Consider the following 15396-nt stretch of genomic DNA (forward strand, 5'->3'; position numbering starts at 1 on the left):
CCGGAGGAGGACCCGTGAGGCAGGACGCGCAGGGCTCCTCGGGCTCCGCCGGTTCCTCCGCGCGGGCGTCGGCCGGGTCGTCCTCCGGGACGGGGGTTCCCGAGGCCCGTGCGGCGGCCCGGCGGGCGCGGGTTCCCGGGCAGGCCGGGGGTGCGGCCGTGCGGGGTGAGCACACGCACGGTGAGCCGGACCTTCCTCGGCCTCGCCCTGTCGTCCAGCGGTCGTCCGTACGCGGTCAGATCCTGGACGCGCTGCGCACCGCGCTGGTCTCGGGCGAGCTGCGGCCCGGTGAGGTGTACTCGGCGCCCGTGCTCGCCGAACGGTTCGGGGTGTCCGCGACGCCCGTGCGGGAGGCCATGCAGCAGCTGGCCCTGGAGGGGGCCGTGGAAGTCGTGCCGAACCGCGGGTTCCGGGTGGTGGAGCGGGGGGCGCGGGAGCTGGCGGAGCTGGCCGAGGTGCGGGCGCTGATCGAGGTGCCGGTGATGCTGCGGCTGGCCCGGACGGTACCCGCCGAGCGCTGGGCCGAGCTGCGGCCGCTCGCCGAGGCCACGGTGCGGGCCGCGTCCTCCGGCTGCCGTGCGACGTATGCCGAGTCGGACCGGGCCTTCCACCGCGCGGTGCTGTCCCTGTCCGGCAACTCACAGCTCGTGCAGATCGCGGAGGACCTGCACCGGCGGGCGCAGTGGCCGCTGGTCGGGGGAGGGCCCGGGGCGCCGCGGGGGCGGGCGGAGCTGGTGGCGGACGCGCACGAGCACACGGCGTTGCTGGACGCGTTGATCGCCGGGGATGTGGATGTGGTGCGGGTGCTGGTGGGGGAGCACTTCGCGGGGGCGTGATGCCTCCGGCGGTGGGGCCGGTGCCTGCGGCGGCCTGTGCGGCATCGGTGGGGTGGCCGTAGCGGCTCCTCGCGCGCCGATGCGCCCAGTCGCGGGCGGCCGTCCTGCCCGTCCGCGGCGGTGGTCGGAGCCAGCCGCAGGCAGGTGACTCAGCATCGACGCCGCGCGCCGAGAACGCCCCTCAGGCCGTCGCCGCCGGCGGAGCCAGCTGGCGTGCCAGCCATGTCGGCACGCCCCCCAGCAGCCGGAGCAACCGTCCTGCCTCCTCCCGGAGGCGGGACGCCTCCGGCTCCGGCTCCGTGTCCGCCAGGGACACCAGCGCGGGGGCCGTGCCGACGAGGTAGCCCAGTTCCTCGCGGATGCGCAGGGACTCGGCGAAGCCGTTGCGGGCCTCCGCCAACTCCCCTTCGCGCAGGGCCAGTCCGGCCAGGTGCCGCCAGGTGAACGACAGCAGGAGCTGGTCGTCGTGCGCCGTGGCGCCCGCGTGGGCGCGGCGGAACGCGGCGCGCGCCGCCTGCGGGGCGTCGGAGAGGTTCTGGGCCACCAGCCCGCGCCGGAAGTCCAGCAGGGCGCGGCCCGCGGCGCCCGGCGGAAGCAGGGCCGCCGCCCGGCCGAGCGCGGCGCGCGCCTCGTCGGAGCGGTCGCGTACACCGAGGAGCGTGGCCGCGTACGCCAAGTACCCGCGTTCACAAGCGGCCGCGCCCCGCTCGTCGTCGCTGTGGGCCAGGGCCTCCGCGGTGCGCAGCGCGTCCTCGGCCTCCTCCCAGCCCTGCTCGGTGTACAGGCACCGCTCCACCAGCAGCGATGCGCGTTGCAGCGCGGCCGCGGCGGTGGCCGGTGCCAGCAGGGCCGCCGCGTCGGCCCAGCAGGCCCGTGAGCGCAGCCGCCACACCGCGGTCTGGAGGGGATCGTCACCGGCGGTCGTTCCGTTCCCAGACATGGCGGTATGCGCCACGTTGCCCTCCCCGAGCACGCCATCGAGCTTTGAGTGGTGGCGGCATCTCAGCACGAATCCGGGGCCCGGCCAAGAGGGTGGGTGAAGGATTTCACAAAGTCGTGGGACCCGGCGGGGTCCGAGGTTTCAGCTCATCCGCAGCGCCAGGAAGAAGTCCAGCTTGTCCTCCAGGCGCGAGAGATCACGGCCCGTCAACTGCTCGATCCGGCCCACCCGGTAACGCAACGTGTTGACGTGCAGGTGGAGGCGGGTCGCGCAGCGGGTCCAGGAGCCGTCGCAGTCGAGGAATGCCTCCAGGGTGGGGATGAGCTCGGCGCGGTGGCGGCGGTCGTAGGCGCGCAGCGGGTCGAGGAGGCGGGCCGTGAAGGCGCGGCGGACGTCGTCGGGGACGAACGGCAGCAGCAGGACGTGCGAGGCCAGCTCGTGGTGGCCGGCCGCGCAGACCCGGCCGGGACGGGCCGCCGCCACCCGGCGGGCGTGGCGGGCCTCCTCCAGGGCGCCGCGCAGGCCCTCCGCCGAGTGCACCGCCGCGCTGACGCCGAGCGTGATCCGCCCGTCGTCGCCGAGCCCGGCCGTCAGCGGCGTGCGCAGCGAGGCCAGCAGCGCGTCGGCGAGGATGCCGGTCTCGGAGCCGTCGTGCTCCGCGGACACGGCCGGCAGGGGGACCAGGGCGATGGCCTCCTCGCCGGTGTGCGCCACGGCGATGCGGTCGGAGGGCTCCGGGCCGGTGGTGAGCGGGTCGGCCAGGATCTCCTCCAGGAGGGACTGGGCCGCCGGGCCGCCGTCGACCTCGCCGTCCTCCCAGTCGACGCGGGCCACGACCACCTGCCAGTGCGGTGCGGCGCCCAGGCCGGGCAGCAGGACCGGGGCGGCCACGCGCAGGCGGGCGGCGATCTCGGCGGGGGCCGCTCCCGTCTGGACCAGTTCCAGGACCTCCTGCGCGAGGCGGCGGCGGACGGTGCGGGCCGCGTCGCGACGGTCCCGTTCCACCGCGATCAGCTGGGTGACGCCGTGCAGCAGGTCGAGCCGTTCGTCGGGCCAGTCCCCGGCGTCCGCCTCGACGGCCAGCAGCCACTCGGACAGCACCGTCTCGCGCACGTCCCGGGCGGGCTGCGGGGAGCGGCCGCTGGAGCGGATCGGGAAGAGCGAGTACGTGGTGGGGCCGAGGACGACGCGGTGGGGGCCGCGGCGGCCCGTGCGCCCGGCCGCCAGGTGTTCGGCCGCCAGCTTCGCGCAGGTCTCGGCGGGCAGGGCCGGGCCCGCGCCCTTCGGGCCCGCGATCAGCCGGCCGGTGGGGGACAGCACCCAGGCCCGCAGGTCCAGGTCCGAGCCGAGCAGGTCCAGGACCACCTCCGGGCCGCCGCCCGCCGGGCCCGCCGTCATCATCCGGCGGTGCCGGTCGACGACCGCCGCGAGATCGCCGGCGCGCTCCCCGGAGACCTGCCGTACGACGTGCTCGGTGATGGTCGCGAAGGCCACCGACTCGTGGACGGCGAACAGGGGCAGGCGGTGGCGGGCGCAGGCGACGACCAGGTCGTCGGGGACGTCGCCCAGTTCCGCCTCGCCGGCCGCCAGGGCGGCCACACCGGCCTGCACCAGGATCCGTACGAAGGGCTCGGAGTCGGCGGCGTCCCGGCGCCAGGCCAGGCCCGTGAGCACCAGCTCGCCGCCCGAGAGGTAGCGGCTGGGGTCCCTCAGGTCGGTGGTCATCACGCCCCGCACGGTGCGGTCCAGCTCGTCCTCACCACCGAGGAGCCTGAGGCCCAGCGCGTCGGTGTCCAGCAGTGCGCGCAGCCGCATTCTCGTCGCCGCCGTTCTTTGTCTCGAAAGTTTCGCTGAATTGTGCAGGGTGGTGGGTGAGGCGCCCGTTCGGCGGGGTGGTGAGCGCTGCTCGCCGTCTCCCGAGCTGTGTCCCGGCTGTGTTCCTGGTCACGCGGTTGTGTCGCGCGTTTCCACAGGAGAACGAGGAGGTTGCTGATGACCTCCGTTCATATGAATCTACAAGATGGCCGTGCTGGCCAGCCAACTCCTTCATGGTTTCCGTGACTGACCCCGCGGAGCAGGGCGCTGTGTACTGGCTCCCATCCGAGTGAACAGCACATGAACGAGCCGGGCCCGCCGCACACGGATTGGCTCAATCTGGACGCCTTTCAAGAGCCCTGAGACGACGAAGAAGAGAGCCGGTCATGGACTTCCTTCGCCCCGCCAGCTGGGAGGAGGCGCTCGCCGCGAAGGCCGAGCACCCCACCGCTGTGCCGATTGCGGGCGGCACCGACGTGATGGTCGAGATCAACTTCGACCACCGCCGGCCCGAGTACCTCATGGACCTGAACCGCATCGGTGACCTCTACGAGTGGGAGGTCGGCGAGGAGAGCGTACGGCTGGGTGCCTCCGTGCCGTACACCCGGATCATGGAGCACCTGCGCGCCGAGCTGCCGGGCCTCGCCCTGGCCTCGCACACGGTCGCCTCCCCCCAGATCCGCAATCGCGGCGGCGTCGGCGGCAACCTCGGCACCGCATCCCCGGCCGGCGACGCCCACCCCGCCCTCCTCGCGGCCGGCGCCGAGGTCGAGGTCGAGTCGGTGCGTGGGGCCCGCCGCATCCCGATCGACGAGTTCTACAAGGGGGTGAAGCGCAACGCCCTCGCACCCGACGAGCTGATCCGGGCCGTGCACGTCAAGAAGGCCGACGGTCCGCAGCAGTTCTCCAAGGTGGGCACGCGCAACGCCATGGTCATCGCCGTGTGCGCCTTCGGGCTCGCGCTGCACCCCGAGACCCGGACCGTACGGACCGGGATCGGCTCGGCCGCCCCGACACCCGTTCGGGCCAAGGCCGCCGAGGAGTTTCTGAACGCCGTTCTGGAGGAGGGCGGCTTCTGGGACAACGGCGAGATCATCACCCCCTCGGTCGCCAAGCGGTTCGCGGACCTGTGCTCCGCCGCCTGCAACCCGATCGACGACGTCCGGGGCACCGCGAGCTACCGGCGTCACGCGGTGGGCGTCATGGCCCGCCGCACGCTGACCTGGACCTGGGAGTCCTACCGCGGTACCCGCCGCGCCGCGTTCCGGAAGGGGGGCGCTGCGTAATGCGCGTCCATTTCACTGTCAACGGACGTCCGCAGGAAGCCGACGACGTGTGGGAGGGCGAGTCCCTGCTGTACGTGCTGCGCGAGCGGCTCGGCCTGCCGGGCTCGAAGAACGCCTGCGAGCAGGGCGAGTGCGGATCGTGCACCGTACGACTGGACGGCGTGCCGGTGTGTTCGTGTCTGGTGGCCGCCGGACAGGTCCAGGGCCGGGAGGTCGTGACCGTCGAGGGCCTGGCGGACCACGCCAAGCAGCGCGCGTGCGGGACGGGCGCCTGCGGCACCTCGCTCGACGAGGCCCGGCAGTGGCAGGCCAAGGGCACCGACTCGCAGACCGGCGAGGGCACCGAGCTGGCCCCGATCCAGCAGGCGTTCATCGACGCCGGCGCCGTCCAGTGCGGCTTCTGCACGCCCGGTCTGCTGGTCGCCGCCGACGAGATGCTGGAGCGCAACCCGAACCCGACCGACGCGGACATCCGTGAGGCGCTGTCGGGCAACCTGTGCCGCTGCACCGGCTACGAGAAGATCATGGACGCGGTCCGCCTGGCGGCCGCCCGCCAGTCCGAGGGGGTCTGAGCATGCCGACGAACGGTGTTCCCACCAAGATCACGCAGGGCTCGGGGACCAGGGGCGGCATCGGCGAGTCCACGCTCCGCCCGGACGGCACCCTGAAGGTCACCGGCGAGTTCGCGTACTCCTCCGACATGTGGCACGAGGACATGCTGTGGGGCCAGATCCTGCGCTCCACGGTCGCGCACGCCGAGATCGTGTCGATCGACACGAGCGAGGCGCTGGCGACGCCGGGCGTGTACGCCGTGCTCACCTACGACGACCTGCCGACCGAGGTGAAGAACTACGGCCTGGAGATCCAGGACACCCCGGTCCTCGCGCACGGCAAGGTCCGCCACCACGGCGAGCCGGTCGCGGTCGTCGCCGCCGACCACCCGGAGACCGCCCGCCGCGCCGCCGCCAAGATCAAGGTGGAGTACCGCGAGCTGCCCGTCATCACCGACGAGGCCTCCGCGCTCGCCCCGGACGCGATCCTCGTCCACGAGAACCGCGACGACCACCACATCGGCCACGTCCCGCACCCCAACATCGTCCACCGCCAGCCGATCGTGCGCGGCGACGTGGCGCAGGCCCGCAAGAGGGCCGATGTCATCGTCGAGGGCGAGTACACCTTCGGCATGCAGGACCAGGCCTTCCTGGGCCCCGAGTCCGGGCTGGCCGTACCGGAGGAGGACGGCGGCGTCCACCTCTACATCGCCACCCAGTGGCTCCACTCCGACCTGCGGCAGATCGCGCCCGTGCTCGGCCTGCCCGAGGACAAGGTGCGCATGACGCTGGCCGGCGTCGGCGGCGCGTTCGGCGGCCGCGAGGACCTGTCGATGCAGATCCACGCCTGCCTGCTCGCGTTGCGCACCGGCAAGCCCGTCAAGATCGTCTACAACCGTTTCGAGTCGTTCTTCGGGCACGTCCACCGCCACCCGGCCAAGCTGTACTACGAACACGGGGCCACCAAGGACGGCAAGCTCACCCACATGAAGTGCCGGATCGTCCTGGACGGCGGCGCCTACGCCTCCGCCTCCCCGGCCGTCGTCGGCAACGCCTCCTCCCTGTCGGTCGGCCCGTACGTCGTCGACGACGTGGACATCGAGGCCATCGCCCTCTACACCAACAACCCGCCCTGCGGCGCCATGCGCGGCTTCGGCGCGGTGCAGGCCTGCTTCGCCTACGAGGCGCAGATGGACAAGCTGGCGCAGAAGCTGGGCATGGACCCGGTGGAGTTCCGGCAGCTGAACGCGATGGAGCAGGGGACGATCATGCCGACCGGGCAGCCGGTCGACTCACCGGCCCCGGTCGCCGAACTCCTGCGCCGCGTCAAGGCGATGCCGATGCCGCCGGAGCGGCAGTGGGAGTCCAGCGAGGGCGCCGACGTACGGCAGCTGCCCGGCGGTCTGTCCAACACCACGCACGGGGAAGGCGTGGTACGCGGTGTCGGCTACGCGGTCGGCATCAAGAACGTCGGCTTCTCCGAGGGCTTCGACGACTACTCCACCGCCCGTGTCCGCATGGAGGTCCTCAACGGGGAACCGGTGGCGACCGTGCACACCGCCATGGCGGAGGTCGGCCAGGGCGGTGTCACCGTCCACGCGCAGATCGCCCGCACCGAACTCGGTGTCGCCCAGGTGACGATCCACCCGGCGGACACCCAGGTGGGCAGCGCCGGTTCGACGTCGGCGTCGCGGCAGACGTACGTGACCGGCGGCGCCGTGAAGCACGCGTGCGAGCTCGTGCGCGAGAAGGTGCTGGAGATGGGGCGCCGCAAGTTCGGCCCCTACCACCCGGCCTGGGCGACGGCCGAACTGCTGCTGGAGGGCGGCAAGGTCGTCACCGACGGCGGCGAGGTCCTCGCCGACCTCGTCGACGTCCTCGAAGGCGAGGCCGTGGAGGTCGAGCGGGAGTGGCGGCACCGGCCGACCGAGCCCTTCGACCTGCGCACCGGCCAGGGCAACGGGCACGTGCAGTACTCCTTCGCCGCGCACCGCGCCGTCGTCGAGGTCGACACCGAACTCGGCCTGGTGAAGGTCATCGAACTGGCCTGCGCCCAGGACGTCGGCAAGGCGCTCAACCCGCTGTCCGTCATCGGCCAGATCCAGGGCGGCACCACGCAGGGCCTGGGCGTGGCGGTCATGGAGGAGATCGTCGTCGACCCGAAGACGGCGAAGGTGAAGAACCCCTCCTTCACGGACTACCTGATCCCCACCATCCTCGACACGCCGACCATCCCCGTCGACGTGCTCGAACTCGCCGACGACCACGCGCCGTACGGGCTGCGCGGCATCGGCGAGGCACCCACCCTGTCGTCGACCCCGGCCGTCCTCGCGGCGATCCGGAACGCGACGGGCCTGGAGCTGAACCGGACGCCGGTACGGCCGGAGCACCTGACCGGCACCGCGTAAGGCAGGACTCTCCGGGCGGCGCAGGGAACGTCACACACTCCGCCGCGCCGCCCGGAGTACTCGACCGCCGCGCCGCACGCGGCGGTTCGAGAGCAGGTACCAGTGCTAGAGATCCCTTTCGTTCGTCTCGGGCCGTCCCCCGGGTCGTGCGGCCGAAGCACCTTCCCAAATCCCGCAGCCCGCGAGGGTTCCGATGCGGGTGCCCCTTTGAACCTTGGGAGCAGGCCCACATGACCCAGCAGTCACTGGAGCCGACGACCGCAACCGAAGACGCGGGAGAAGGCACCCGCGTCCCGGCCGGCAGATCGTGGCTCGACCGGTACTTCCACATATCCCACCGAGGATCCACCGTCGCACGTGAAGTGCGCGGCGGCGTCACCACCTTCATGGCGATGGCGTACATCCTCCTGCTCAACCCCCTGATCCTGTCCGGCGAGGACGCGGCGGGGAACACCCTCGGCCAGCAGTCCCTCATCACCGCCACCGCGTTCGCGGCGGCCCTCACCACGCTGCTGATGGGTTTCGTCGGCAAGGTGCCCCTCGCCCTCGCCGCGGGCCTCTCCGTCTCCGGCGTCCTCGCCTCGCAGGTCGCGCCCCAGATGACCTGGCCGCAGGCGATGGGCATGTGCGTGATGTACGGCGTCGTCATCATGCTGCTGGTCGTCACCGGCCTGCGCGAGATGATCATGAACGCGATCCCGCTCGCCCTCAAGCACGCGATCACCATGGGCATCGGCCTGTTCGTCGCCCTCATCGGCTTCTACAAGGCCGGCTTCGTGCACCAGGGCGAGGCCACCCCGGTCACCCTCGGCCCGGCCGGTGAACTGTCCGGCTGGCCCGTCCTGCTCTTCGCCGCCACCCTCCTGGCGATCTTCATGCTCCAGGCGCGCGGCATCCCCGGCGCGATCCTGATCGGCATCGTCGGCGGCACGGTGCTCGCCGTGGTCCTCAACGCCCTGGACGTCATCGACCCCAAGCAGTGGGCCGGCGGCGCACCCGAACTGCACGGCGGCGCCGTCTCCATGCCCGACTTCTCGATCTTCGGCGACGTCGAGTTCGGTGGCTGGAGCGAGGTCGGCGCGATGACCGTCGGCATGATCGTCTTCACGCTGGTGCTGGCCGGGTTCTTCGACGCGATGGCCACCATCATCGGCGTGGGCACGGAGGCCGGTCTCGCCGACGACAAGGGGCGGATGCCGGGCCTGTCCAAGGCGCTGTTCATCGACGGCGCCGGCGGTGCCATCGGCGGCGTCTCGGGGGCCTCCGGCCAGACCGTGTTCGTCGAGTCGGCGACCGGCGTCGGCGAAGGCGCCCGGACCGGGCTGTCCTCGGTCGTCGCGGGCCTGTTCTTCGCGGCCTGCCTGTTCTTCACCCCGCTGACGGCGATCGTCCCGGGCGAAATCGCCGCCGCGGCCCTGGTGGTCATCGGCGCGATGATGATGATGAACGCCCGGCACGTGGACTGGTCCGACCGCGCCACCGCCGTCCCGGTCTTCCTGACCGTCGTGATCATGCCGTTCACGTACTCCATCACCGCGGGCGTCGCCGCCGGAGCCATCTCCTACGTCGCCGTCAAGACCGCCCAGGGCAAGGCGCGGGAGATCGGCCTCTTCATGTGGGCGCTGACGGTGATCTTCCTGGTGTTCTTCGCCCTCGACCCGATCGAGAGCTGGCTGGGCGTGCACTGACAGTTCTTCCTGTTTCCCCTCCACGCAACCGCTGTTCAAGGAGACCGACACATGTTGGACATCGCCGAGGAGCTGAACCGGTGGGTCGAGCAGGGCCGTGACTTCGCCGTGGCCACCGTGGTGGCGGTCAGCGGCAGCGCACCCCGCCGGCCCGGCGCCGCGCTCGCGGTGGACACCGACGGCACGGCGATCGGGTCCGTCTCGGGCGGCTGCGTGGAGGGCGCCGTGTACGAGTTGTGCCGGCAGGCGCTGGAGGACGGCGAGACCGTCCTGGAGCGCTTCGGCTACAGCGACGAGGACGCCTTCGCCGTCGGTCTGACCTGCGGCGGCGTCATCGACATCCTCGTCATGCCGGTACGGGCGGACGACCCCGCCCGCCCGGCCGTCGCGGCCGCGCTAACCGCCGCCGCGCGGGGCGAGGCGACCGCGGTGGCCCGGATCGTGAAGGGCCCGGCGGACCTGACCGGCCGGGCCCTCGCGGTCCGCCCCGACGGCTCCCACCAAGGCGGCTTCAACGCCCATCCCGAGCTGGACCGCACGGTCGCGGCGGAGGCGGGGGCGTTCCTCGACGCCGGCCGCACCGGGACCGTGGAGATCGGCGAGCAGGGGTCGCGCTGCGGAGCCCCGCTCACGGTGCTGGTCGAGTCCTCGGTCCCGCCGCCCCGCATGATCGTCTTCGGCGCGATCGACTTCGCGTCGGCCCTGGTCCGCGTCGGAAAGTTCCTCGGCCACCACGTCACCGTGTGCGACGCCCGCCCCGTTTTCGCGACCCGGGCCCGCTTCCCCGAGGCCGACGAGATCGTCGTCGCGTGGCCGCACGAGTACCTGGAGCGGACCGTTGTGGACGCCCGCACGGTGCTGTGCGTCCTGACCCACGACGCCAAGTTCGACGTACCGCTGCTGAAGCTGGCGCTGCGGCTGCCGGTCGCCTACGTCGGCGCGATGGGCTCCCGCCGCACCCACCTGGACCGCAACCGGCGGCTGCGCGAAGTGGGCGTCACCGACCTGGAACTGGCGCGCCTGCGGTCGCCCATCGGCCTGGACCTCGGCGCCCGTACGCCGGAGGAGACGGCCCTGTCGATCGCGGCACAGATCGTCGCCGACCGGCGGGGCGGCAGCGGGGTGCCGCTGACCGGCGCGCACGTCCCGATCCACCACGACACGACCTCGCCGCCGGCGGGGCGGATCGGGTCGGTGGCCTGACCTGCGGAGCCGGGCGCGGCCTTTGGACCGCCCGCTTCCGAGCGGCGCCGACTCCTCGGTCCGACACCCCGAGGAGGCCGGGAACACGAACGGAGCGCGGCCGGCGCCCTGACCCGCGCACTGGTCGCGGGACGCTCCCGTTGCCCGGTCGGCCGAGTGGGTGGCGCAGGCGGTGGCGGCGGTAAAACCCGTTCGACGGGCGTCACGGTCGTCTCAGCAGGCGGTTCAGCGCGCGTCCGAAGACGTACCGGGACGCCTGCCGCAGGATTCCGTCGAACAGGCCCGGCAGCAGGCGCACGCGCAGTTCCTCGCGCCACAGGACGCGCGCCCGCCCGCCGGGGCCCGGCCGTACCTCGATCTCGGCCCAGCCGAGCACGACCCGGCCGCGTTTCTCCAGCCGGCACAGGCCCGGCGCGTCGTCGGCCGGTGGCTGCCAGACGGTGACCTCCATCCGGTCGTCGAAGGCGAGCGGCCCGAGGCCGGAGCGGGCCACGAAGACCGTGCCCTGGCCCGTGGGCGGAGGCGTGACCACGGTGACCCGGGTGAGCGGAACGGCCTCACCGTGCCGGGGCCACTCCGTGAGCCGGCGCCACGCCTCGTCGAGGGGGAGCGGCACCGTGCGTTCGAGGAGGAAGTCGACCACGGGGAAGATCGTAGGGAATGGCCCCGCTCGTCAGCGCGTCGGTCCGCGTCACGGCCGCGCGTCCGGGGCTGCCGCGGACACGTCGTCCACCCCGGCCACCCTGTCCACCCCGTCCACTCCGTGCGGCCGGTACCCCCTTCCCGGCTCGGCCTTCCCCGGGGCCAGCAGCTGCGGCACCGTCACGAAGCCGTACCCGCCTTCCTCGAGCGCGTCGATGACGCCCGGCACGGCCGGCACGGGGGCGTCGTAGAGGTCGTGCAGCAGGTCCCTGATCGCGCGCCGGGCGCGGGCGTCCGCAGGCATGTGAGAGCCGTCACCGGGTTACTCGCGCGGACACGCAAGTGAAGGCGAGAGTGAGGAGAGTCCCGTGAGCGGACGCGCCTGGCGCCGGGCCCTGGTGACCGGCGGAGCCGGATTCGTGGGATCCCATCTGTGCGCGCGGCTGCTCGACGCGGGTACGGACGTCGTGTGCCTGGACGACCTGACCACCGGTTCCCGGGTCAACGTGACCGAGCTGGAGCAGCGGCGCGGCTTCCGCTTCGTGCGCGGCGACGCCACCGACCCGGCGGCCTGGCAGGCGCTGCCCGGCCGCTTCGACCTCGTGCTGCACTTCGCCTGCCCGGCCTCGCCCGCCGACTATCTCCGGCTGCCCCTGGAGACCCTCGACGTCGGCAGCACCGGCACCCGACTCGCGCTGGAGCGGGCCCGTGCCGACGGGGCCCGGTTCGTCCTCGCCTCCACCTCCGAGGTCTACGGCGACCCGCTGGAGCATCCGCAGCGCGAGACGTACTGGGGCAACGTCAACCCGGTCGGGCCGCGCAGCGTCTACGACGAGTCCAAGCGGTTCGCCGAGGCCCTGGTCACGGCCCACCGCGGCGTGCACGGCACCGACAGCGCCATCGTGCGCATCTTCAACACCTACGGCCCCCGCATGCGCACCGGCGACGGCCGCGCCGTCCCCACCTTCATCGCGCAGGCCCTGGACGGCATGCCGCTCACGGTCGCCGGTGACGGCAGCCAGACCCGTTCGCTGTGCTACGTCGACGACACCGTGGACGGCGTCCTCGCCCTGGCCGCGTCCGGCGAGACCGGACCCGTCAACATCGGCGGCGGCGAGGAAGTCACCATGCTGGAGCTGGCCCGGCGGATCGTGGCGCTCACCGGGTCGGGCTCGCGGATCCGGTTCGTGGACCGGCCCGTCGACGACCCCGGCCGGCGCCGCCCCGACACCCGGCTGGCCCGCGAACGGCTCGGCTGGCAGCCCCGCACCGGATGGAGCGAAGGGCTGCGGCGGACCATTGGCTGGTTCTCGCGCTCCGTCGCCGCCTGATCGGGTCACGCAGAGGGGTCAAATCCTCACCTATGGCGATGAAACCTGCCCGCGTCCGGTGAGTTGTCTCCAAGTGTTTGAGACAGCTGCAGTGCGGCACTCGCGACACCTGGAGCCTCACACGTCGCCCGTGACGGAGCAGAAGTCTCATGCGCATCCTCGGTATCAACGCCCTGTTCCACGATCCCGCCGCCGCCCTCGTCGTCGACGGCAGGACGGTGGCGGCGGCCGAGGAGGAGCGTTTCAGCCGACGCAAACACGGCAAGCGTCCCGTGCCGTTCTCCGCGTGGGAGCTGCCCGAGCAGGCGGCCCGCTGGTGCCTGGAGCACGCCGGCATACGGCCCGGAGAACTGGACGCCGTCACCTACTCCTTCGACCCGAAACTCGCCAGGCCCGCCCGTGACATGGGCCTGAACGACCCCTGGGACCCGCTGCGGCTGGAGTACGCCCGCCGCGCCCCCGAGTTCCTCGCCGAGGCGCTGCCCGGGCTCGACCCCGAGCAGGTCGTCTTCGTCCCCCACCACGTGGCCCACGCCGCCTCCGCCGGGCCCGCCTCCCCGCACCCCGACAGCGCCGTCCTGGTCCTCGACGGCCGCGGCGAGGCCGCCTCCCACCTGGCCGGCCGCTACCGCGACGGCAAACTCGACACCCTCGCCGCACAGGCGCTGCCCGACTCCCTCGGCCTGGTCTACGAGGAGCTCACCGAACACCTCGGCTTCCTGCGCAGCAGCGACGAGTACAAGGTGATGGCCCTCGCCTCCTACGGCACCCCGCGCTTCCTGCCCCGGCTGCGCGCGTACGTCCACGCCACCGGCCACGGCGGCTTCCGCGCCCACGGCGTCGACTGGTCCGCCTTCGCCCCGCCCCGGGCCGAGGGCGAACCCTGGAGCCAGGACCACGCCGACCTGGCCGCGAGCACCCAGGCCGTCCTGGAGGAGGTCCTCCTCGAACTCGTGCACTGGCTGCACCGCGAGGCCGGCGGGGAGGCGCTCACCCTGGCGGGCGGCGTCGCCCTCAACTGTGTCGCGAACTCGGAGATCGCCGCACGGGGCCCCTACCGGGACGTGTGGGTGCAGCCCGCCGCCGGCGACGCGGGCACCGCACTGGGCGGGGCCCTGCACCTGTCCGAGAACCCGCAGGCCATGCCCGGCGCCGACCTCGGGCGCGGCTGGAGCGACGACGAACTGCGCGGCTGGCTGGACACGGCCGCCGTCCCGTACGACGAACCCGCCGACATCGCCGAGACCGTCGCCGAGGTGCTGGCGCAGGACGGTGTCGTCGCCTGGTTCCAGGGCCGCAGCGAGTACGGGCCGCGCGCCCTGGGACACCGCTCCCTGCTCGCCCACCCGGGCCGCGCCGAGAACCTGGAACGGCTCAACCACGTCAAGGGCCGCGAGGAGTTCCGGCCCGTGGCGCCGATGGTGCTCGCCGACCGGGCCGCCGAGATCTTCTCCGGCGGGCCGGTCCCGAGCCCGTACATGCTCTTCGTGCACGACGTGGCGCCCGAGTGGCGGCAGCGCGTACCGGCCGTCGTGCACGTCGACGGCACCGCCCGCATCCAGACCGTCGAGGAGCGCCGCGAGCCGCTGGTGGCCCGCATGCTGCGCGCCTTCGAGCAGCGCACCGGGCTGCCGGTCGTGGTCAACACCAGCCTCAACACCGCCGGCCGGCCCATGGTCGACGACCCGCGCGACGCGCTGGAGTGCTTCGGCTCCGCGCCCGTGGACCTGCTGGCGATCGGGCCGTACGCGGTCCGCCGGGGCAGGGCGTTCGCCCGGGGGAGGACGTCCGCGCACGGGAAGGCGGCCGCATGACTCCGTACGCCGTCGTCATCCCCACCCTCGCCCGGGACACCCTCGCCGACTGCCTGGCCGCGCTCGCCGCCGCGACCGGGCCGCGCCCCGACGAGATCGTCCTCGTCGACGACCGGCCCGACCCCGAGCCCGGAGCCCTGAAACACCCGCTGAGCGTCCTCGGCGACCTGCGCGAGCGCACCACCGTGGCGCACAGCGGCGGCCGGGGACCCGCAGCCGCCCGCAACGCCGGGCTGCGCCACGTCACCGCGCCCTGGGTCGCCTTCCTCGACGACGACGTCCAGGTCGGTCCGCACTGGTGCGAGCAACTGGTACGGGACCTCACCGACGCGCCCCCGGACACGGCGGCCGTCCAGGGCGTGATCACCGTCCCGCTGCCCGGCGAGCGCCGGCCCACCGACTGGGAACGCGGCACCGCCGGGCTCGCCCGGGCCCGCTGGATCACCGCCGACATGGCCTACCGCACAAAGGCCCTGAAGCAGGTCGGCGGGTTCGACGAACGCTTCGAGCGCGCCTTCCGCGAGGACGCCGACCTCGCGCTGCGTGTCCTCGCCGCCGGCTGGCACATCCGGCAGGGCCGGCGCACCACCCGCCACCCGGTGCGGCCCGCCTCCCGCTGGGTGTCCGTCACACAACAGCGCGGCAACGCCGACGATGCGCTCATGCGCCGCCTGCACGGCCCCGACTGGTGGGACAAGGCGGTCGCGCCGCGCGGCCGGATCCGCGCCCACGCCGCGATCACCGCGGCGGGCGCCGCCGCCTGCGTCCTCACCGCCGCCGGGCGCCGCCGGGCGGCGGCGGGCTGCGCGCTCGCCTGGGCCGCCCGGGCCGGCGAGTTCGCCCGGACCCCGGTCGCGCCCGGCCCCCGCCCCCCCTACCACG

The 15396-nt window shown here is 73.3% G+C and carries 12 protein-coding genes and 1 pseudogene; 9 read left to right on the forward strand and 4 right to left on the reverse strand.

The genetic code is table 11. The annotated features are described in order from the left end of the window. Positions 1-14 precede the first annotated feature (14 nt). Positions 15-836, forward strand: a complete 822-nt coding sequence (locus ACFPZJ_RS14590) for a GntR family transcriptional regulator (protein WP_381021251.1) — start codon at positions 15-17, stop codon at positions 834-836. Positions 837-1017: 181 nt separating this feature from the next. Here the strand turns inward: ACFPZJ_RS14590 and ACFPZJ_RS14595 are convergent, their stop codons facing one another. After that, positions 1018-1776 carry a hypothetical protein gene (locus ACFPZJ_RS14595; RefSeq protein ID WP_381021253.1) on the reverse strand — a complete coding sequence of 253 codons (759 nt, stop codon included), beginning with the start codon at positions 1774-1776 and terminating at the stop codon, positions 1018-1020. A 141-nt stretch (positions 1777-1917) separates the two neighbouring features. After that, positions 1918-3591, reverse strand: a complete 1674-nt coding sequence (locus ACFPZJ_RS14600; RefSeq protein WP_381021255.1) for a PucR family transcriptional regulator — start codon at positions 3589-3591, stop codon at positions 1918-1920. 386 nt (positions 3592-3977) lie between these two features. On the opposite strand from ACFPZJ_RS14600, the gene ACFPZJ_RS14605 reads away from it, so the two are divergent. The 5 genes from ACFPZJ_RS14605 (at position 3978) to ACFPZJ_RS14625 (ending at position 10727) form a co-directional block, all read left to right on the forward strand. Further along, positions 3978-4877 (forward strand): FAD binding domain-containing protein, encoded by a 900-nt coding sequence (locus ACFPZJ_RS14605; RefSeq protein WP_381021257.1) that lies wholly within the window; start codon positions 3978-3980, stop codon positions 4875-4877. Further along, positions 4877-5449 carry a (2Fe-2S)-binding protein gene (locus tag ACFPZJ_RS14610; protein ID WP_381021259.1) on the forward strand — a complete coding sequence of 191 codons (573 nt, stop codon included), beginning with the start codon at positions 4877-4879 and terminating at the stop codon, positions 5447-5449. Before ACFPZJ_RS14605 ends, ACFPZJ_RS14610 begins: the two co-directional genes overlap by 1 nt. A gap of 2 nt (positions 5450-5451) precedes the next feature. Further along, complete coding sequence (locus ACFPZJ_RS14615) at positions 5452-7836, forward strand: xanthine dehydrogenase family protein molybdopterin-binding subunit (protein WP_381021261.1); 2385 nt, start codon at positions 5452-5454, stop codon at positions 7834-7836. A 230-nt stretch (positions 7837-8066) separates the two neighbouring features. Further along, entirely contained in the window at positions 8067-9524 is a 1458-nt protein-coding gene (locus ACFPZJ_RS14620) for an NCS2 family permease (protein WP_381021263.1), read from the forward strand. A 51-nt stretch (positions 9525-9575) separates the two neighbouring features. Then, on the forward strand, positions 9576-10727 hold the full coding sequence (locus ACFPZJ_RS14625) for an XdhC family protein (protein ID WP_381021265.1): 1152 nt from the start codon (positions 9576-9578) through the stop codon (positions 10725-10727). A gap of 202 nt (positions 10728-10929) precedes the next feature. Here the strand turns inward: ACFPZJ_RS14625 and ACFPZJ_RS14630 are convergent, their stop codons facing one another. Beyond that, entirely contained in the window at positions 10930-11370 is a 441-nt protein-coding gene (locus ACFPZJ_RS14630) for an SRPBCC family protein (RefSeq protein ID WP_381021267.1), read from the reverse strand. Between the two features lie 126 nt (positions 11371-11496). Then, a pseudogene (locus ACFPZJ_RS14635) lies at positions 11497-11634 on the reverse strand (polysaccharide deacetylase family protein); the annotation flags it as partial. A 103-nt stretch (positions 11635-11737) separates the two neighbouring features. On the opposite strand from ACFPZJ_RS14635, the gene ACFPZJ_RS14640 reads away from it, so the two are divergent. The 3 genes from ACFPZJ_RS14640 to ACFPZJ_RS14650 all read left to right on the forward strand — a co-directional run. Further along, the gene (locus tag ACFPZJ_RS14640) at positions 11738-12700 is read left to right on the forward strand and encodes an NAD-dependent epimerase/dehydratase family protein (protein ID WP_381021269.1); all 963 of its coding nucleotides are present in this window, start codon (positions 11738-11740) and stop codon (positions 12698-12700) included. Between the two features lie 149 nt (positions 12701-12849). Continuing rightward, entirely contained in the window at positions 12850-14514 is a 1665-nt protein-coding gene (locus ACFPZJ_RS14645; RefSeq protein ID WP_381021271.1) for a carbamoyltransferase family protein, read from the forward strand. Continuing rightward, positions 14511-15396 (forward strand): glycosyltransferase family 2 protein (locus tag ACFPZJ_RS14650; RefSeq protein ID WP_381021272.1); only part of this gene is annotated, 886 nt, incomplete at its 3' end. The genes ACFPZJ_RS14645 and ACFPZJ_RS14650, both read left to right, overlap by 4 nt.

Origin of the sequence: Streptomyces bullii (genome assembly GCF_042657145.1) — a bacterium.
In the GTDB taxonomy this organism is placed as follows: domain Bacteria; phylum Actinomycetota; class Actinomycetes; order Streptomycetales; family Streptomycetaceae; genus Streptomyces; species Streptomyces bullii.

Bases quoted from the DNA above. Each gene is read 5' to 3' on its own strand.
- ACFPZJ_RS14595 (WP_381021253.1), bottom strand. From the start codon at position 1,776: ATGTCTGGGAACGGAACGACCGCCGGTGACGATCCCCTCCAGACCGCG.
- ACFPZJ_RS14600 (WP_381021255.1), bottom strand. From the start codon at position 3,591: ATGCGGCTGCGCGCACTGCTGGACACCGACGCGCTGGGCCTCAGGCTC.
- ACFPZJ_RS14605 (WP_381021257.1), top strand. From the start codon at position 3,978: ATGGACTTCCTTCGCCCCGCCAGCTGGGAGGAGGCGCTCGCCGCGAAG.
- ACFPZJ_RS14610 (WP_381021259.1), top strand. From the start codon at position 4,877: ATGCGCGTCCATTTCACTGTCAACGGACGTCCGCAGGAAGCCGACGAC.
- ACFPZJ_RS14615 (WP_381021261.1), top strand. From the start codon at position 5,452: ATGCCGACGAACGGTGTTCCCACCAAGATCACGCAGGGCTCGGGGACC.
- ACFPZJ_RS14620 (WP_381021263.1), top strand. From the start codon at position 8,067: ATGACCCAGCAGTCACTGGAGCCGACGACCGCAACCGAAGACGCGGGA.
- ACFPZJ_RS14625 (WP_381021265.1), top strand. From the start codon at position 9,576: ATGTTGGACATCGCCGAGGAGCTGAACCGGTGGGTCGAGCAGGGCCGT.
- ACFPZJ_RS14645 (WP_381021271.1), top strand. From the start codon at position 12,850: ATGCGCATCCTCGGTATCAACGCCCTGTTCCACGATCCCGCCGCCGCC.